The sequence below is a fragment of the Devosia sp. genome, assembly GCF_036676215.1.
Taxonomy (GTDB): Bacteria; Pseudomonadota; Alphaproteobacteria; order Rhizobiales; family Devosiaceae; genus Devosia.
Genome location: NZ_JAKFDJ010000193.1, coordinates 1 through 18,977, shown reverse-complemented (window position 1 = coordinate 18,977; position 18,977 = coordinate 1). Strand labels below are relative to the sequence as shown.

Below are 18,977 nucleotides of genomic sequence, written 5' to 3'. Positions count from 1 at the left end.
GCCGACAGACAGGCGCCGGGAAACCGGCATCCTTGCTGTGGCGCTGTGCGAGGCGAATGGTTTGGGGTGGGTGGCGCGCAGAAGCTCTGCCTTGAACGCGCCGGTCGTGATGGTCATGGCCGGAAGATGCTGCGTGACAAAACGGCAATCGGATAATTCGATCGCGTCGCGCTTTGTCCGCTTGCGGGCCATCTGACCTCTTCCTATTGGATTGCCTGACGGCAACCGTCCGGTCCAGTGGGACCGAAATTCGTATCGAAGCGCAGGATTTGCCGCTTCTGAACCAGACGTCGGGAGTTCTCTTCGTTCCCTTGTCCGGCCACTTCCCGCACCGCTATCGTTGGCCCTGAGGCTACGCAAACTGGTTCTGCAGGAAGCATGCGCTTCCCGTCTAGCGTGTAGGGATGTTGCGACAGAATGGCAACAAGAAAGTCGAAACCACTGGTGGCAAACCATTTCACATCAGCTTTATTGGCCCGCCCCACAAATCATCGCATAAGAGCCGCTACGCCGTAGAATCGCCCGACCCGGGTGGCAGATGTGGCAGACAAGAACACAGGGCCGGTCCGCGCTTGCTGAAATCCCTTCCTACAATGCTCCTGCCGCTGCTTGTGGCACTGTTCGCGGCGCTATCGCTGTCCAGCATGCCGCAGGCGCAGGACGCGCCCGCTGCCGTGTCACCACCCCTGGCGCTGCCCAATGTCATGGATGTGCGTGTATCGGCGACGCCCGAGCGGGCGCGTCTGGTCATCGACCTGGCGGCCAAGACCGAATTCGCCCTGGTGTCGCTCAGCGATCCCGACCGGCTGGCCATCGACGTGCGCGCGGCGACCTTTTCGGTACCCGAGCCGACCGGCAAGCCGGCGGGCGAGGGCATTATTGCCGACTATCTGGTGGAGCAGGCGGCCCCTGACCGCGTCCGGACCACGCTGACTCTTTCGGCACCGGCGCAGGTGCAGCAGGCCTATGTGCTCGATCCCTTCGAGGGGCAGCCGGCGCGGCTGGTGGTCGATGTCATCCCTGCGACCGCCGAGGAATTTGCCGCCAATGTGGCGCGCGACGCGGCCGCCTCGGCAACCCCACCCGTCGCCGATGCCTCCACCCCGGCCGGCGGCTCGGAACTGCCGATCGCCTCCCGGCCCCTGGTGGTCATCGACCCTGGCCATGGCGGTATCGACAGCGGCGCCGAAACCACCAATGGCATCAAGGAAAAGGACATCGTCCTCGCCTTTGCCCTGCGGCTGCAGGAATTGCTGGTGGCCTCGGGCCGCTTCGATGTCGCGCTGACGCGCGAGGACGACACCTTCCTGCGGCTCGAGGAGCGGGTAGCGCTGGCCCGCACCAACAAGGCGGATCTGTTCATTTCCGTCCATGCCGACAGCTTCCAGCAGTCTGAAATCCGCGGCGCCAGCGTCTATACGCGCGACGAGAATGCCACCGACGTGCTCGACAAGGTGCTGGCCGACAAGGAAAACAAGACCGATGTCATCGCCGGCTTCGCCATGCCCCAGATGGCACCGGAAGTGGTGGATATCCTGCTCGACCTGATGCGGCGGGAGATGCGGCACCAGTCGTTCAGCGCGGCCCAGGCCATCGTGCATCAACTCGAGCCAAGCGTGGAACTGCGGCGCTTCCCGGTGCGGCAGGCGGAATTTTTCGTGCTGCAGGCCCCCGATGTCCCCTCGGTCCTGTTGGAGCTGGGCTTCCTCTCCAATGCCGACGACATGGCCAACCTGCTGCGCGGCGAATGGCAGGACCGCACTGCAGATGCGCTGGCCCGGGGCATATCGAGCTATTTCGACGGGCTTGTGCCGGAAGAGTGATGTGATAATTCGGCCACGTGCCGCGGCAAGCGTCGGCCGAGCGCCGGTGTTGCGGGCTTGTGATCCACTTTCGGGCCACCGTCTGCTATGATTCTGCACTGAATCCAGCGCGCTTTGCAGCGCCGTGGGGCTGGTTTACGGCGAGCCGAATGGCTCGCACCGGAGAAGATGACTATATGCTGCGCTTGCTCGGCTGGATTTTTGGCTTTGGGATGTTCGCGGCGCTCGCCGGTATCGGCGTCGCTGCGATCTATCTGACGACGGTCGCCGCCGAACTTCCCGACTATACCGTCCTCAAGGACTATCAGCCGCCGGTCACCACGCGCGTCCACGCCGCGGACGGCACGCTGCTCGCCGAATTCGCCCGCGAACGGCGCCTGTTCCAGCCTATTGAAACGGTACCGCCACTGCTCGTCCAGGCGTTCCTGTCCGCCGAAGACAAGGATTTCTATAGCCATGGCGGCATCGCCCTTGACGGCGTGTTCCGTGCCGTCCGCGACAACCTCATGGCGCGCATGGACGGCAACAATGCCATTCAGGGCGGTGGCTCCTCGATCACTCAGCAGGTCGCCAAGAACTTCCTGCTCAGCTCCGAACAGACCTGGGACCGCAAGATCCAGGAAGCGCTGCTGGCGATCCGCATTGAATCGACTTTTTCCAAGGATCGCATTCTCGAGCTCTATCTCAACGAGATATTCCTCGGTCTGAACTCCTATGGCGTCGCTGCGGCGGCGCTGAACTATTTCGACAAGGCGCTCTATCAGCTCACCCTGAGCGAGGCGGCCTATGTCGCGGCGCTCCCCAAGGGGCCGAACAACTATCACCCGTTTCGCCGTCCCCAGGCCGCTATCGAGCGCCGCAACTGGGTCATCGACCGCATGCTCGAGAATGGCTATGTGACGCTCGAAGAGGCCGCGAGCGCCAAGGACGAGCCGCTGAACGTCATTCCGCGCGCCGGCGGCAGCCAGCTCTATTCGGCGGAGTATTTTACCGAGGAAGTGCGCCGCGAACTGGCCAAGCTGTATGGCGAGGACCAGCTCTATGGCGGCGGCCTGTCGGTGCGGACCACGCTCGAACCCCGGCTGCAGGAATATGCCCGCCGCGCCCTGATGGATGGGCTGATCGCCTATGATCGCACCAAGGGCTTCCGCGCGCCGGTCGCCAGCATCGAGATCGGCGAGGATTGGGGACTGGACGTCGCCAAGATCATTCCGTTGAGCGACGTGCCGGAGTGGCAGCTTGCGGTGGTGCTGGAGATAGCCGGCAACGAGGCGCGCATCGGCCTTCGTCCCGATGACATCGCCGATGGCGGTGTGGCCGAAGGTCGCGTTGTCGGCACACTGGCCGGACCCGATATAAAGTGGGTCTCCAAACCGTTGCAGGAGATTCTTAAGGTAGGGGATGTGGTCTATGTCTCCCCCGTTTCCGGCAAGACCGGCAGCTACACGCTCGAACAGGTTCCCGAGATAGAGGGTGCGCTGGTCGCCATGGACCCGCGGACCGGCCGCGTGCTGGCCATGGTGGGCGGCTTTTCCTATGCGATGAGCGAGTTCAACCGGGCGACGCAGGCCCTGCGTCAGCCTGGCTCCTCCTTCAAGCCTATCGTCTATGCCGCGGCGCTGGACAATGGCTACACCCCGGCCTCGGTGGTGCTGGACGCGCCTGTGGAAATCCGCAATGGCGATGGCTCGATCTGGCGTCCAGAAAACTACGCCCAGGAATTCTACGGCCCGCAGACCCTGCGACGCGGCATAGAGCGCAGCCGCAACGTGATGACGGTGCGACTGGCCAGGGATATCGGCATGCCGCTGGTGGCCGAGTATGCCCGGCTTTTCGGCGTCTACGACACCATGCAGCCAGTGCTGGCCATGGCGCTCGGCGCTGGTGAAACCACGGACATGCGGATGACCGCCGCCTATGCCACCATTGCCAATGGCGGTCGCAAGATCGTGCCGACCCTGATCGACCGCATCCAGGATCGCTATGGCGTGACGGTCTACAAGCACGACCAGCGCCTGTGCCAGGGCTGCGAGGCGACGGAATGGAACGGGCAGGGCGAACCGGTGATCGTGGACAATCGCGAGCAGGTACTCGACCCGATGACGGCCTATCAGGTCACCTCCATGATGGAAGGCGTCGTACTGCGCGGCACGGGCACGGCAGCGCGCGTGCTCAACCGGCCGGTGGCCGGCAAGACCGGCACGACCAACGACTACAAGGACGCCTGGTTCGTGGGCTTCACGCCCGAACTGGCCGTCGGTGTTTACGTCGGCTATGACCGGCCCCGCTCCATGGGCCGCGCCGTTACCGGCGGCACTTTCGCAGTGCCGATCTTTACCGACTTCATGGCCAAGGCCCTGGAGGGCAAGCCGGCCACGTCCTTCACCAGGCCGTCGGGCATGAGCACCGCCTGGATCAATCCAAATTCGGGGGTGAAGGCCTTCGAGGGCGAAGCCGCGATCGAGGAATCCTTCAAGCCGGGCACCGGGCCGAACCTGATGACCTCGGTGATCGGCGTTGACGTCAACGCCTTCGACGCCATCCAGCGCCAGCTGCAGATGCAGCAGGAATACGGCGCCGGCTATATGACCCAGCCGGGTGCGCCCCACCCCTCGAACGGTCAGTTGGTCTATGACGGATCAACAGGTCAGTGGGTCTATCCCAATGTGGGCCGTGGCGGCCTGTTCTAGTGAATGAATTCGTCATTTATCCCCATGCCGCGCTGAGCCGGAAGGCCACGCCGCGCCCGGTCGATACGAAAATGCTGGAGGCAGGGGCAAGATTGCTCGCCGCTGCCCAGGAGGTGCAGGCCTATGGCCTGGCCGCGGCCCATCTTGGCCTGGACGAGCCACTGGTCGTCGTCAGCATCTCCGCCGCGACGGCGCCGCGCGACTATCGCGCGCTCTACAACCCCCAAGTGATCGAGCTTGCGCCCGAGACCGAAATGGGCATGGAAGGCTCAGTATCGCTGCCAGGCATCGAAGTCCCGCTGGCGCGTTCACTCTGGGTCAAGCTTGCTCATGACGACGCTGACGGCCAGCGCCATGTCGATCGTCTCGAGGGCTTCGTCGCCAGGGTCGCCCAGCACGAGATCGACCAGATGAACGGCGTGTTCTTCCTGCAGCGCCTGTCCCGGCTCAAGCGCGACACGGCCTTGCGCCGATTGAAAAAGCGGCCGCTATAGGCCGTGCGTCTATTATTCCCCTGTAGAACTTAATCAAAAATTATCCATGTTGCAGATACCAAAGGTGGCACATTCACGCGCCTTGGAGAGCGATAGTGGGACTTTTTAGTGGGCGCAGCAGGCACTCCAGCAGAGATGTCGAGAAGGCAACGCTGGAGGCGATCGGGAAATCGCAAGCGATCATCGAGTTCAGTCCCGATGGTACTGTCTTGACAGCCAACCGAAACTTCCTGACGGCGCTTAGCTATGAACTCGATGAAATCGTTGGCAAGCATCACCGAATGTTTGTTGATGCCGGTTATGCCGACAGCGCCGAGTATCACAGCTTCTGGCAGCGCCTGCGAGCCGGGAGTTTCGACGCGGGTGAATACAAGCGCCTCGGCAAAAACGGGGCGGAAGTCTGGATCCAGGCCTCCTACAATCCGGTTCTCGACGCGAAGGGCTCTCTCCTCAAGGTTGTCAAAATCGCTGCAGACATAACGGCGCAGAAACTGAAATCGTCCGATGCGGCCGGCCAGCTCAAGGCCATTTCGAAGTCCCAGGCCGTGATTGAATTTACGATGACGGGCGAGGTCATCGACGCCAACGAGAACTTCTGTAAGGCGCTTGGATACCGGCTCTCCGAAATTCAAGGCCAGCACCATCGTCTGTTCGTTGAGCCGGCCTATGCCAACAGCAACGAATACCGGGATTTCTGGGGTGCATTGGGCCGTGGAGAGTTCCAGGCGGCGGAATACCTGCGCATTGGCAAGGGTGGTCGGGAGGTCTGGATCCAGGCGACCTACAACCCTATCCTCGACATGAATGGCAAGCCGTTCAAGGTCGTCAAGTATGCCACCGACATTACCGCCCGCAAGCATGCCGTTCAGGCACTCGGGACGGCATTGGCCAACCTGGCCAGTGGTGACCTGACGGCCTCGATCGATGAGAAATTTGTCGGCGAACTCGACGAGGTGCGGTTGGCCTATAACGAAACAGTCGCCAAGTTCGCCAGCATTGTCGGCAAGATCCGTGGCACTTCGGGCAGCCTGAAATCGGCCACGGGCGAGATCCTGTCTGGTGCCAACGACCTGTCGGAACGCACTACAAAACAGGCCGCTGCCATTGAGGAGACCTCAGCGGCGATGGATCAGCTCGCCTCGACGGTAACCGACAATGCAAAACGCGCCGACACCGCAAGTTCCAAGGCGAAACAGGTTTCCCTTACGGCCGAGGAAACTGGGAACGTCATGCGCGACGCCAACCAAGCGATGGAGCGCATATCGTCATCCTCGTCCAAGATATCCAACATCATCGGCATGATCGACGACATCGCGTTCCAAACCAACCTTCTTGCTCTGAACGCCTCGGTCGAAGCCGCGCGGGCAGGCGATGCCGGCAAGGGCTTTGCGGTCGTCGCAGTTGAAGTGCGGCGGCTGGCGCAGTCCGCGGCCAGCGCGTCGTCCGATGTAAAGGTGCTGATTGAGCAATCTGCGAGCGAAGTTTCGGGCGGGAGCCGACTAGTGGCCGACGCGGCCCAGAAACTGGGCGCGATGCTGGATGGCGTGAGAGAAAACGACACGCTGATCCGGGGCATTGCCCAAGCCAGCCAGGAGCAGTCAAGCGCCATAGCGCAGGTGTCGACAGCCATCCGGCAGATGGATGAGATGACACAGCACAATGCTGCCTTGGTCGAACAGACCAACGCGGCCATCGAGCAGACTGAGGCTCAGGCCAACGAACTCGACCGAATTGTCGAGGTTTTCATTGTCGGCAAGACGGCGCCCGTCATCGCTGAGTCGCGCACCGTGGCAACCCGGCAAACCCGAACCGTTTCGGCCAGCCAGCAAAAGGTCACCGCCGCAGCCCGATCATACCTGACCGACGGGGCCGCAGCACTGAAGTCTGACTGGAGCGAATTCTAGCGAAATCGCCTGGACGCCGCGACGAACCGAAGCCACCCGCGGGTTGATCCTGTCGGTGGCCTCGTCTACATGGTCCATCGAACATTGGATGGACATGGCATGCGTGCGGAAATCGAAAAGACCGTCGCCGAAATCGAGCAGGTTCTGACCCTGCTGAGGAGGCATCTTTGACTGGGATACTGCTGAACTTCGCCTCGACGCGCTAACGGCGCAAACCGAATCCCCCGACTTCTGGAACGACCCGGAAAAGGCCCGCGTCACCATGCGCGAGCGCGACGAACTCGATGTCGCGGTCAAGGCCGTGCGTGAGCTGGAATCGGGTATCAGCGACAATGTCGAACTGATCGAGATGGGCGAAGCCGAAGGCGACGCCGCCATCATCAAGGAAGCCGAAGACGCGCTGCTCGAACTCAAGCAGTCGGCCCGGCGCCGCCAGATCGAGACGCTGCTCTCCGGCGAGGTCGACGCCAATGACTGTTACCTCGAAATCCATTCGGGCGCCGGCGGCACCGAAAGCCAGGATTGGGCGAACATGCTGCTGCGCATGTATACCCGCTGGGCCGAACGCCGGAAGATGAAGGTCGAAGTGCTCGAAATGCATGACGGCGAAGAAGCCGGCATCAAATCAGCGACGATCCAAATCAAGGGCCACAATGCCTATGGCTGGCTCAAGACCGAGAGCGGTGTGCATCGCCTCGTGCGCATCAGCCCCTACGATTCGGCGGCGCGGCGACATACGAGCTTTTCGAGCTGCTGGGTCTATCCCGTGGTCGATGACTCCATCGACATCGAAATTCGCGAAGCCGACCTCAAGGTCGATACCTATCGCGCCTCGGGTGCCGGTGGGCAGCACGTCAACACGACCGACTCGGCCATCCGCATCACCCACGTGCCCTCGGGCATCATCGTGGCCTGCCAGCAGGAGCGCAGCCAGCACAAGAACCGTGCCACCGCCATGGCCATGCTGAAGTCACGCCTCTACGAGGCCGAGCTGCAGAAGCGCGAAGAGGCAGCCAACGCCCAGGCGGCCAGCAAGACCGATATCGGCTGGGGCCACCAGATCCGCTCCTACGTCCTGCAGCCCTACCAGATGGTCAAGGACCTGCGCACCGGCGTCGAAAGCGGCCAGCCTTCACTGGTGCTGGACGGCGATCTCGACGAGTTCATGGAAGCAGCGCTCGCCCAGCGCGTCGGCGTTGCGACGGATGTGACGGCGGAATGAGCAAACCGGCCCCCGAAACGTTCCGTCTTGTAGCCGCCACCGATGCCCATTTCGTGGCCTTGGCAACGAATGAGGCGCCGGATGGGTTGGGCCTGCCAGAAGGCGGTATCGATACTCGGGAGATCATCGAGATGTTGGGTGCCCTCGCTGGCACCGTCAGGCTCCAGATCGATCCGGCGGCATGGCTGATTGTCAACGACGATGAGGTGGTGGGGCTCTGCTCAATCACCAAGCCCTTTGCCAGTCCCGGTGTGGTCGAGATCGGCTATGGCATCGCCCCGGAGCGCCGCGGCCATGGATTTGCAACGAGAGCGGTAGGCAAACTGCTGGAATTGGCCAGAGCTGACGAGCGGATCAAGATTGTCGCTGCAGAAACTGCCATAGACAATCCGCCGTCGCAGCGGACCCTGGAAAAGAACGGTTTCACGCGTATAGGCGGGCGGATCGACCCGGACGATGGGGCCGTGTTCTGCTGGCAGGTGGCGGTCGGCTAGCCCAACAGCGCCAGCAGCCTTTTGCCGGCTTCGAGGAACACCTTGGGGTTGATGGCATTGTCGCCGTCACGCACTTCAAAGTGCAGGTGCGGGCCGGTGGAGCGGCCGGTGGAACCGACCTTGGCGATAGGGGTGCCAGTATTGACTGCCTGGCCTTCCCCGCTGAGGAAACCGGAGAGATGGGCGTAGCGGGTGACGAGGCCGGTGGCGTGGGTGACTTCCACCACATTGCCATAGCCCGGCTTGCTGCCGACAAAGCTCACCACGCCCTTGCCGGCGCTGAATACAGTCGTGCCCTTGGAGGCAGCGAAATCGAGCCCCGAATGGAAGGCCCTGCCACCGGAAAAGGGATCGCTGCGATTGCCGAAGCCGGAACTCTGGCGGAAATTCCCGCTGATCGGCATATGGATCGGCGCCATATCAATGCTGTCGCGCGCCGCCCTGTAGCGCACCAGAGCAGCCATGACGGCGTTGGCGTCGTCGATCGTCGGGGAAATCTCACCCTCACCCACCGCGGCCAATAGCGGTCCGCCCATGCCATCCTGTGACGAGGGCAGGTCGACACGGATGCCGAGGCCGGACAATTCCGACACAATGCTGTCGGTGCGGGAGGTGGCGGTCTCGGCGATGGAGCTCATGGCGAACTGCGTCTCGCCCATCATCTGCGCCACCGCCGCGGCCGTGGCATCGACGTCGGGGTTGCCAGTGGCGTTGATCGTGGCGAGGGAAGCCGTCTCTTCGCCGTCCGCTGCGGCGAGGCCGGCCGCCTCAATGCCGAGCTCGCCGGCCTTGTCGACCAGAACCCGCACCAGCTGGTGCTGTTCAAGCAGCACTTCCTGCTGCTGGGCCAGTTCCTGCAGCTGCAAATTCATGTCACCGGCCTGGGCGTAGCTGCGTGAATGCAGGCGGTCGACCTCGACGCGCAACTGCGCGATCCGGTCCTCATAGGCCTCGATGACCATGTCGTTCTGCCCGCTGAGGAGCTTCTGGATGTCGGATGAAAACAGGAAGGCCGTGCCAAGTAGGCCATTGCCGGCCAGCAGCACCGCGAACATGCCGTAAAACAGCGCTGGGTGCACCCCCTGGCGCCTCTGCGTGCCGACCTCTTTGCGTCCGGCATCGGAGCGCCCGAAACTGGCTTGAACGCGCACGCAACCCACCCCGCCGTCACAACTAATATGGTGAGCAGAGTATGACTGCGTGTGGTTAACAAAGGCTATTTGGCGGGCGCAGCCGCCACATGCGCCTCCAGCGCTTCCAGCACTTTCTGGGCGTGGCCAAGAATGCGGGTCGCGCGAATAATCCGCGCCACCCGGCCATCCGCGCCGATGATGAAGGAGGTCCGGATCAACCCCATGAACTCGCGGCCATAGAGCTTCTTGAGCTTCCATAGGCCATAGGGCTCGACCGCCAGGTGTTCCGGGTCGGATGCGAGCGGAACGACAAGATTGTATTTCTTGCGGAACTTGACGTGGCTCTGAACCGTGTCGGGCGAGATGCCGACCAGCCGGGCACCTAGTTCGGCGAATGCCGCCGCCCGATCGGAGAATTCGCGGTTTTCGTCGGTGCAGCCGCCGGAATCGTCTTCCGGATAGAAGTACAGCACCACGGGCCGGCCGCGCGCGGCGGCCAGGTGAAAGATCTGACCGTCGTCGAGGGGCAGGGTGAAGTCGGGGGCGAGATCGCCTTTCGTCAAATCCGGCATGGAAAGTCTCCCGTTAACAGACACGCGCTAATGTGGGTGTCGGTGCCATATTGCAGCCGATATCATTGGGCAAGTGACCGCCTTCAGCGGTTGATTCTTGAGGGTGCCAGCAGATAACGGCCAAGCCTCGTTCTGGAAGCAAGTGAGCGCGTCAACTTCACCCGCAGACACCCCGGTTACGCCGTCTGCGCAGCGCAAACGGCCCCGTGCACGCCACGCAGCCAAACTGGCTGTGTGGGCGCTTGGCGTTCCGTCCGTGCTGGCCCTGCTGCTCTATCTGGTTTTGCTGGTTACCCCTCTACGCCTGCCTTTTGGCGGGGAGGCAGTGCGCTCGCTGATCCAGTCCGCGCTGCCGCCAACCAGCAGCCTGTCGCTGGGCCAGATGGCACTGGCGCTGGAGAACAATGTCTGGCCGGTCATCCAGTTTTCCCCGGTCGTCCTCACCGACAGCAAATCCGGCGCCCGCATTGCCATGGAGGCGCTCGAAGTCGGTTTCTCGCCGGTCCGCGCCCTGGTCGGCCAGCCGGGCGCCACCGTGACCGTCGTCCGGCCCCACATCCAGGTGGTGCAGGACCTGTTCGGTCCTCGCGCTTCCGCCTTCGACGTCATTGAGGACCCGGCCGGTGGCACCCCCACGGTGCGGGTGCAGGAGGGTGAAAATGCCTTTCCCGCGGTCGGAATTTCGGCGGCGGGCCTGGATGTCAGTGGCAACGGCCAACCCGTTACCCTGCGCTCGGACAATGACTGGCTGATCTACAATCTGGAAGGCAGTGAACAGGGCATAGCCGGCATCGTGGAACAGGCGGAGCAGGGCCGCTTTTCCAAACTGGTCATCCGCGATGGCGTCGTCGACATGGTCGATTCCGTCTATGGGCTGTTTCGACGCTTCGACGCCATCAACCTCGAGATCGGGCCGACGCCCGACCGGCGCGATACCAATGGCACTTTCTCGGCCAGCCTGGCCGGGCGCACCATGACGGGGAGCCTGTCGCGCCGCGTCGACGACACAGGCAATTCCCGCCTCGAGGCCGACGTCTCCAATATCGATTTTGCGGCCTTTCTCCCCTTCATCGACGACGCCACCAGCGTGGCTGCGATGCGCGGGGGGGGCGCGCTGTCGATCGACGTCAATTTCGAGCCTGCCGCCGGAAAACTGGTCGACGGGCGCTTCAAGATCGACCTGACCGGCCTCGACCTGCGCATCGCCGATGATTACTTCCCGGTGGCCAGTTCGATCATGGACATCATCTGGGCGCCCGAGGATGGCCAGTTCATCCTCAATGAGGCGGCGCTGCAGATCGGCCAGAGCAAGGCCTATATTTCCGGTGTCTTCGCCATGGGGTTGGACCCCGTATTCGGCCCTACGCTTGGCATTTCACTCAAGGCTCGAGACGTAGCGATCCACCCCAACGAAATGGCGGCACCTGACGAGCCGTTTGACACAATGGAGTTTTCCGGCTGGTCGGCGCCACTCTATGGCGCCCTCGGCATCGATCGCCTGATCGCCCGCAAGGGCGACGCCACGGTGGAAACCACTGGCCGCATCGATATGCTGCAGGCTGGGCTCGGCATCGATCTGGCCTTGGCCGGGCAGGGCGTCAGTGCCGATGACGTGAAGCGTCTCTGGCCCTACATAATGGGTGGCGAAAGCCGCGACTGGTTCGTCGCCAATGTCACTGAAGGCTCGGTTGCGCGGGCGCGCATGGACTTCAAGTTCCCCGTTGGTTCGTTGGGTCTCGACGACGAGGACAAACCCATCCCGGAGGGCGCCATGCAGATCGACATGGTGGGGACCGGCGTCGCCGTCAGGCCAACCGCCGAAATGGTGCCAATCGCCATTGAGGGAGAGACGCGGCTGCAGGTCGACGATGCCAACATCATTGTTTCGGCCGGTGGCGGGCAGATCGATGCGGGCGGTGGGTTGATCCGGGTCACCAATCCGGCACTGGTCATGGACAATTCCGACCCCTCCGGCGGCATCATCGAGATTTCCGGCGATATTGCCGGCTCGATCCCGGCCCTGCTGGCGCTGGTCAAGGAACAGCAGCCCAGTGCGCTTGCCAATGCGCAGGTGCCGCTTGACCTGGAATCGCTGACGGGCGTCGTCGATCTCGGGCTGGTCGCCACCATCGCGCTCGGCGACGAAGCCAGCGGCCGGCCCATGGATATCGACTATGTGGTCAATGGCACCGTGGCCGACTTCGCCAGCTCCGAACCGATCCAGGAGCACCGCATCGGCAATGGGCAATTGGCCTTCAGCGCCAATCAGGATGGCTATCAACTGGGTGGTGCGGCCGAGATCGATGGCATGCAGGCCGATATCGAGATTGCCGGCACGCCGACCACCGACCCGAGCTTCAGGCTCGGTTCCAGCATAGAGGTGGCGGAGCTTGCCAAAATGGGCTTCGACGCCTCCGAGTTCCTGTCCGGTCGCGTGCGTTTCGTCGCCCAGCCCATGCCCGACGGCTCGCTGCAGATGGCCGTCGACCTAGAGGATGCCGCACTCAACATCAGGGACATCGGCATCAGCAAGGCAGTCGGGACTTCCGGCACGCTGACCGCCACCATCAAGCCCGCCGGGGAGGTGACCGAGCTCGATGATATCGACCTGTCCTTCGGCACGGTGCGCGCCATCGGCAACATCACCTATCACGCCATTGACGGTCTCCAGGCCGCCAGCTTCAGCCAGTTCGGCCTCAGCACGGGAGATAGTGCGCAACTGGAGCTGGCGCCGATCGATAGCGGGTATTCCGTGCAGATCCGTGGCAGCCAGCTCGACCTCAAACCCATGCTGCGCCAGTTTTTCGGACTGGGTGAGGGGGCAGGCGGGGTGCAGTCCACCCAGTTCGACCAGACCATCGCCCTCGACGTGCAGCTCGACCGCGCCTTGGGCTACTACGCAACCACCGCGTTCAATCTCGATCTCGACCTGCTGCTGCGCGGCAGCGACATGCGGCGCGCCAATTTGACGGCGCAGTTCAGTGACGGCAACGGCATCTCCGTCACCACCAATCCCGCCCCCCGGGGGCGCACGCTGTCGGTCGCCTTCAACGATGCCGGCACTATCCTGCGCCTGCTCGGTGTCTATTCTCAATTGGCCGGCGGCGCGGGCAATCTGGTACTCACCACCGACCGTGATCTCGATGCCGAGGCAGGGCAATTGGTGATGCGCGACTTCGCCATTGTCGACGAGGCCAATGTGGCCCAGGTGCTGGGCAACCACGCCGACTCGCGCGCCGCCATCGCCCAACAGAACCGGCTGGATTTCGACGTCGCCCAGGTCGATTTCCAGCGCCGGTCAGACCGGGTCGAGGTCACCAACGCCATGCTGACCGGCGGCACCGTCGGCGGTACCATGCGCGGCTTCATCTATACCGACCAGCGCCAATACGATCTGACTGGCACCTATGTGCCGCTTTTCGGGCTGAACAACGCCTTCCGGCAGATTCCCATCCTGGGGCCGCTGCTGGGCGGCCGTGAAGGTGAAGGCCTGGTCGGCGTGACCTTTGCAGTGCAGGGCTCGCTGGACAATCCCCAGTTCCGCATCAACCCGCTATCGATCCTGATGCCCGGCGTGTTCCGCGAACTGTTCGAGTTCAGGGCGAAGGAACAGCCGCAGGTGGAGTAGGGCGACCCGCGGATCAAGCCCGCGGGAAGCAGGGTGGGAGACGGCTAGACCGGCTTGATCAGCGCATGGCGCTTCTTGCCGACCGAGAGCTTGATCACGCCTTCCGGCAGCAGCGCATTGTCGCCGATATTGAGCTTGTCGTCCTCGATCAGCGCGTCGTTGACCCGCACCGCCCCCGATTGGATATGCCGGCGCGCCTCGCCATTGGAGCCGGCCAGGCCGGCCGTCACCAGCGCGGCAAGGATGCCCAGGCCATTGGCGAGTTCGGTATGGGTCACCGTCGCCGTCGGCAGTGACAGATCGATGGCGCCCGATTCGAACGTGGCGCGAGCGGTGTGCGCCGCCTCTTCCGCTGCCGCACGGCCGTGCACGATGGCCGTAACCTCAGTCGCCAACACCTTCTTGGCCTCGTTGATTTCGTTGCCGCCCAGCGCGGTGAGCTTGGCGATCTCGCTCAGCGGCAGGCGGGTGAAGATCTTGAGCCACTTTTCGACGTCCGCGTCCTCGGTATTGCGGAAATACTGCCAGAAGTCATAGGGGCTGAAGAGATCGCCATTGAGCCAGACAGCGCCGGAGGCAGACTTACCCATCTTCTCGCCGCTCGACTTGGTCAGCAGGGGCGTGGTCAGCGCGTAGAGCTGCGGCCCGCCCATGCGGTGGCTGAGATCGACGCCATTGATGATGTTGCCCCACTGGTCAGAGCCACCCATCTGCAGCACCGTGCCATAGCGCCGGTTGAGCTCGACGAAGTCATAGCCCTGCATAATCATGTAGTTGAATTCGAGAAAGCTCAGCGACTGGTCGCGATCGAGACGCAGCTTTACCGAGTCGAAGCTGAGCATGCGGTTGACCGAGAAATGCCTGCCCACATCGCGCAGGAATTCCACATAGTTGAGCTTGAGCAGCCAGTCGGCATTGTTGACCATGATGGCCGGGTTGGAGCCCTCATAGTTCAGAATGTTGCTGTAGACCTTCTTGATGCTCTCGATATTGGCCGCGATCTGCTCGACCGTCAGGAGCTTGCGCTGGTCATCCCGAAACGAGGGATCGCCCACCATGGAAGTGCCGCCGCCCATCAGGCTGATCGCCTTGTGACCGGTTTCCTGCAGCCAGTAGAGCATGGTGACGGTGATCAGATTGCCGATATGGATCGACGTCGCGGTGGCGTCGTAGCCGATATAGCCGGTGATCGGCCCTTTGAGGGCCAGGGCATCGAGCCCCTCGGGGTCGGAAATCTGGTGGATGAAACCGCGCTCATCGAGCACGCGCAGGAAATCGGACTTGAACTTGGTCATCTGGAAACCACTGAGATTACTGAGACCTCATGGTGAGCTTGTCGAACCACGAGGTCGGTGCATGCGGGACCTCGCCCTTCGACAGGCTCAGGATGAGGTCCCTCCAACAGATCGCGGTGTTCGCGCTCTTGTCAGCGCCCGCCGCCGGCGGCGATCTCCTGCCGGCGACGGTCGAGATAGTCGGCGGAGCGGGTGGTGAGCTCGTCGATCTTGCCTTCGAAGAAGTGGTTGGCGCCCTCGACGATCTGCTGCTCGATGACGATGCCCTTCTGGGTCTTGAGCTTGTCGACCAGCTTCTGCACCGAGCTTGGCGGCGCCACGCGGTCCTTGTCGCCATGGATGATCAGGCCAGAGGAGGGGCAGGGTGCCAGGAACGAGAAGTCATAGAGGTTTTCCGGCGGAGCCACCGAGATGAAGCCCTCGACTTCCGGGCGACGCATCAAAAGCTGCATGCCGATCCAGGCGCCAAACGAGAAGCCGGCAATCCAGCAGCCGCGCGACTCGCGGTTGATGACCTGGAGCCAGTCGAGTGCCGCCGCGGCATCGCTGAGTTCGCCAATGCCATGGTCGAACAGACCCTGGCTGCGACCGACGCCGCGCGAGTTGAAGCGCAGCACCGCAAAGCCGCGCTCGGCGAACATGTAGAAGAGATTGTAGACGATCTGGTTGTTCATCGTCCCGCCGAACTGCGGATGCGGATGCAGCACGATCGCAATAGGAGCATTGGGCTCCTTGCCGGGCTGGTAACGGCCTTCCAGACGGCCCTCAGGCCCGTTGAAGATCACTTCTGGCATGGGTCTACTTTTCCGGCCACTTTTGGCTCTGTTGGCGTGGTCTTCCCGGCCCCCGTCGGGACGGCGTAGCGGCTTGACTAAGCACGCCACGCTGCCTAAAACATGGGTCGAAAAAACCAGTTTAGAATTATTCAAAACGGGTTTTCGGCCGCATAGCGGCCTGCAGGAGCGCCCCTTGTAATGAAGTTGGGCGTCAAATTTCAAGAAGTGTTTGGATTCGAAGGCGCGAGGGCGCCTCGGTCTTGGCATGGATGGTATGACCGGCGCGCATGCGCCACACGGGAAACCGATGACCAAAGCGGCGATCTATCTCGATCACAATGCCGCGTCCCCGCTTCTGCCAGAAGCGCGGGCGGCGCTGGTTGCTGCCCTTGAATTGACCGGCAATGCCTCATCGGTGCACAGCCACGGCCGCGCATTGCGCAATCTCATCGATACCGCCCGTGGCCAGGTCGCAGCTCTCGCCGGCGCTGACCGCAAGCAGGTCGTCTTTACCGGTTCGGCCACCGAGGCGATCACCCAGGCGATCATCGGCGGGGCCAAGGCGTTTTCGTCAGCAGCCGTCGTCATCAGCGCCGGAGAACACGCTGCCGTGTCCAAGGCCGCCGAAATGACGGGTCTGCCGGTCATCACCATCGGGCTTCTCGCCGATGGCAGCATTGATCTGGATCAACTGGAAGAAATCTTGCAGCATGCTGCAGGAAATCTGCTGGTTTGCCTGCATTGGGTGAACAATGAGACCGGCGTCGTGCAGCCGGTCGGTCGCATCAACGCTTTGGTTGGTCCGACGCCCCATACCCTTTTCATCGATGCCGTGCAGGCATTCGGCAAGCTGCCCCTCGATTTTGCCGCCTCCGCACCCGATATGATAGCAGTGAGCGGCCACAAGATCGGCGCTCCAGCCGGTATCGGCGCCCTGCTGGTCAAGTCACATGCCGATGTCGTCCGGCTCATTCCCGGTGGCGGGCAGGAGCAGGGACGGCGCGGCGGCACCGAAGCGGCAGCGCTGATCGCGAGTTTTGGCGCGGCGGCCTCGGCCATTGCGGATCGCTACGCCGCAGCGAACGTGCCGGCGCTGATCGCGCAGCTGGAAGCCAGCCTGCCAAGCGACGCAGTGGTCTTTGGCGGCACGCGCCTCGGCAACGTCGTCAATTTCGCCGTGCCCGGCATCAAGAACGCCACGGCGATGATGGGGTTGGACCTGTTGGGCCTTTCGGTCTCATCCGGCTCGGCCTGTTCGTCCGGCAAGGTCGGACCCAGCCATGTGCTGGCCGCCATGGGTGTGGCGCCCGAGCTTGCCGATTGTGCCCTGCGCGTCAGCCTGGGCTGGAATTCCACGGGTGACGACGTCGATGCGTTCGTTGCCGGTTACCGATCGATCCTCGAGCGCCAACGGGCGCGGCAGGGTCAGGCGGCCTAGGCCGTCATAGTTTATGCGGCTCGCAGCGACCTTGAATCGCTGAGGGGCAAATAGGAGAAGCCATCATGGCGGACTACGACGATATCCCGACGCTCAAGGAAAACATCGACCGCGCCACCGTCGACTCGGTGCGTTCGCTTGATGTCGACAAGTACAAGTACGGCTTCGAGACCGATATCGAATCCGACAAGGCCCCCATTGGGCTCAGCGAAGATACTGTCCGCTTCATCTCCAAGAAGAAGAACGAGCCCGCCTGGATGCTGGAGTGGCGCCTTGAGGCCTATCGCCGCTGGCTGACCATGACCGAGCCGACCTGGGCCAAGGTGCACTATCCCAAGCTCGACCTGCAGGAAATGTATTTCTACGCCGCCCCCAAGTCCTCGCCGGCGCCCAAGAGCCTCGACGAGGTCGATCCGGCGCTGATCGCCATGTACGACAAGCTGGGCGTGCCGCTGCGCGAGCGCGAAATCCTCGCCGGCGTCGAGCGGCCCAACGTCGCCGTCGATGCGGTGATGGACTCGGTTTCCGTGGTCACCACCTTCCGCGAGGAACTTTCCAAGGTCGGCATCATCTTCTGCTCGATCTCGGAAGCCATCCGCGAATATCCCGAATTGGTGCAGAAGTACCTGGCTTCGGTGGTTCCGGTTTCGGACAACTACTACGCCACGCTGAACTCGGCGGTCTTCACCGACGGGTCGTTCGTTTACATCCCCAAGGGCGTGCGCTGCCCGATGGAGCTGAGCACCTATTTCCGCATCAACGAGAAGAAGACCGGCCAGTTCGAGCGGACGCTGATCATCGCCGAGGCCGACAGCTATGTGAGCTATCTCGAAGGCTGCACCGCCCCGATGCGCGACGAAAGCCAGCTTCACGCTGCCGTCGTCGAGCTGGTTGCCCTGGAAAACGCCGAGATCAAGTATTCGACGGTGCAGAACTGGTATCCCGGCGACAAGGACGGCAAGGGTGGCATCTACAATTTCGTCACCAAGCGTGGCGACTGCCGCGGCGACAATTCCAAGATCAGCTGGACCCAGGTGGAAACCGGTTCGGCTATCACCTGGAAATATCCGAGCTGCATCCTGCGCGGCGACAATTCGCGTGGCGAGTTCTATTCCATCGCCATCTCGAACGGCCGCCAGCAGGTCGATAGCGGCACCAAAATGATCCATCTGGGCAAGAACACCTCCAGCCGCATCATCGCCAAGGGCATCGCTGCCGGCTTCTCGGACAATACCTATCGCGGCCAGGTCTCGGCCCATGCCAAGGCCAGGGGCGCCCGCAACTTCACCCAGTGCGACAGCCTTCTCATTGGCGACAAATGCGGCGCCCATACCGTGCCCTATATCGAGAGCCGCAACGGCACGGCGGTGTTCGAGCACGAGGCGACCACGTCCAAGATCTCGGACGACCAGATGTTCTATTGCCAGCAGCGCGGCCTCTCGGAAGAGGAAGCCGTGGCGCTGATCGTCAACGGCTTTGTCCGCGACGTGCTGCAGCATCTGCCGATG

Annotated in this window: 13 protein-coding genes; 9 read left to right on the top strand and 4 right to left on the bottom strand. The window is 62.7% G+C overall.

Features of this window, described 5'->3' with window-relative positions:
* Positions 1-593: 593 nt before the first annotated feature.
* The 6 genes from V6M52_RS15720 to V6M52_RS15695 all read left to right on the top strand — a co-directional run bounded on the left by V6M52_RS15720 (position 594) and on the right by V6M52_RS15695 (position 8,627).
* A complete protein-coding gene (locus tag V6M52_RS15720) occupies positions 594-1,823 on the top strand; it encodes an N-acetylmuramoyl-L-alanine amidase (RefSeq protein ID WP_332693452.1) in 1,230 nt (409 codons plus the stop codon).
* A 176-nt stretch (positions 1,824-1,999) separates the two neighbouring features.
* Complete coding sequence (locus V6M52_RS15715; protein WP_332701703.1) at positions 2,000-4,513, top strand: penicillin-binding protein 1A; 2,514 nt, start codon at positions 2,000-2,002, stop codon at positions 4,511-4,513.
* On the top strand, positions 4,513-5,007 hold the full coding sequence (locus V6M52_RS15710; RefSeq protein WP_332701690.1) for a peptide deformylase: 495 nt from the start codon (positions 4,513-4,515) through the stop codon (positions 5,005-5,007). Before V6M52_RS15715 ends, V6M52_RS15710 begins: the two co-directional genes overlap by 1 nt.
* Positions 5,008-5,102: 95 nt before the next feature.
* On the top strand, positions 5,103-6,911 hold the full coding sequence (locus V6M52_RS15705) for a methyl-accepting chemotaxis protein (RefSeq protein ID WP_332693458.1): 1,809 nt from the start codon (positions 5,103-5,105) through the stop codon (positions 6,909-6,911).
* Between the two features lie 99 nt (positions 6,912-7,010).
* Positions 7,011-8,133 (top strand): peptide chain release factor 2 gene (prfB, locus tag V6M52_RS15700; RefSeq protein ID WP_332701689.1). Its coding sequence is split into 2 segments (ribosomal slippage): positions 7,011-7,079 and positions 7,081-8,133, totalling 1,122 coding nucleotides; the frame shifts between segments, so codons are not numbered across the junction.
* A complete protein-coding gene (locus V6M52_RS15695) occupies positions 8,130-8,627 on the top strand; it encodes a GNAT family N-acetyltransferase (protein ID WP_332693464.1) in 498 nt (165 codons plus the stop codon). The genes prfB and V6M52_RS15695 overlap by 4 nt, the downstream gene beginning before the upstream one ends.
* Here V6M52_RS15695 and V6M52_RS15690 read toward each other — a convergent pair.
* Positions 8,624-9,778: a M23 family metallopeptidase gene (locus V6M52_RS15690; protein ID WP_332701688.1), complete on the bottom strand. Its 1,155-nt coding sequence runs from the start codon at positions 9,776-9,778 to the stop codon at positions 8,624-8,626. The two genes, V6M52_RS15695 and V6M52_RS15690, sit on opposite strands and share 4 nt — an antisense overlap.
* A 65-nt stretch (positions 9,779-9,843) precedes the next feature.
* Positions 9,844-10,332, bottom strand: a complete 489-nt coding sequence (locus V6M52_RS15685) for a peroxiredoxin (RefSeq protein ID WP_332701687.1) — start codon at positions 10,330-10,332, stop codon at positions 9,844-9,846.
* Positions 10,333-10,588: 256 nt separating this feature from the next.
* Here V6M52_RS15685 and V6M52_RS15680 point away from each other — a divergent pair, with 256 nt between their 5' ends.
* Positions 10,589-13,960 (top strand): AsmA-like C-terminal domain-containing protein, encoded by a 3,372-nt coding sequence (locus V6M52_RS15680; RefSeq protein ID WP_332701686.1) that lies wholly within the window; start codon positions 10,589-10,591, stop codon positions 13,958-13,960.
* A gap of 44 nt (positions 13,961-14,004) precedes the next feature.
* Here the strand turns inward: V6M52_RS15680 and tyrS are convergent, their stop codons facing one another.
* Both tyrS and V6M52_RS15670 read right to left on the bottom strand, forming a co-directional pair.
* A complete protein-coding gene (gene tyrS / locus V6M52_RS15675) occupies positions 14,005-15,255 on the bottom strand; it encodes a tyrosine--tRNA ligase (RefSeq protein WP_332701685.1) in 1,251 nt (416 codons plus the stop codon).
* A gap of 131 nt (positions 15,256-15,386) precedes the next feature.
* Complete coding sequence (locus V6M52_RS15670; protein ID WP_332693476.1) at positions 15,387-16,049, bottom strand: alpha/beta hydrolase; 663 nt, start codon at positions 16,047-16,049, stop codon at positions 15,387-15,389.
* Between the two features lie 289 nt (positions 16,050-16,338).
* Between V6M52_RS15670 and V6M52_RS15665 the strand changes: the two genes are divergently transcribed.
* The gene (locus tag V6M52_RS15665; RefSeq protein ID WP_332701684.1) at positions 16,339-17,469 is read left to right on the top strand and encodes a cysteine desulfurase family protein; all 1,131 of its coding nucleotides are present in this window, start codon (positions 16,339-16,341) and stop codon (positions 17,467-17,469) included.
* Between the two features lie 65 nt (positions 17,470-17,534).
* A partial coding sequence (gene sufB, locus V6M52_RS15660; protein WP_332701683.1) for a Fe-S cluster assembly protein SufB occupies positions 17,535-18,977 on the top strand: 1,443 nt, incomplete at its 3' end.

What these genes read in the sequence shown, in the direction of transcription:
- V6M52_RS15720 (WP_332693452.1), top strand. Translation starts at nt 594, where the DNA reads ATGCTCCTGCCGCTGCTTGTGGCACTGTTCGCGGCGCTATCGCTGTCC.
- V6M52_RS15715 (WP_332701703.1), top strand. Translation starts at nt 2,000, where the DNA reads ATGCTGCGCTTGCTCGGCTGGATTTTTGGCTTTGGGATGTTCGCGGCG.
- V6M52_RS15695 (WP_332693464.1), top strand. Translation starts at nt 8,130, where the DNA reads ATGAGCAAACCGGCCCCCGAAACGTTCCGTCTTGTAGCCGCCACCGAT.
- V6M52_RS15685 (WP_332701687.1), bottom strand. Translation starts at nt 10,332, where the DNA reads ATGCCGGATTTGACGAAAGGCGATCTCGCCCCCGACTTCACCCTGCCC.
- tyrS (WP_332701685.1), bottom strand. Translation starts at nt 15,255, where the DNA reads ATGACCAAGTTCAAGTCCGATTTCCTGCGCGTGCTCGATGAGCGCGGT.
- V6M52_RS15670 (WP_332693476.1), bottom strand. Translation starts at nt 16,049, where the DNA reads ATGCCAGAAGTGATCTTCAACGGGCCTGAGGGCCGTCTGGAAGGCCGT.
- V6M52_RS15665 (WP_332701684.1), top strand. Translation starts at nt 16,339, where the DNA reads ATGACCAAAGCGGCGATCTATCTCGATCACAATGCCGCGTCCCCGCTT.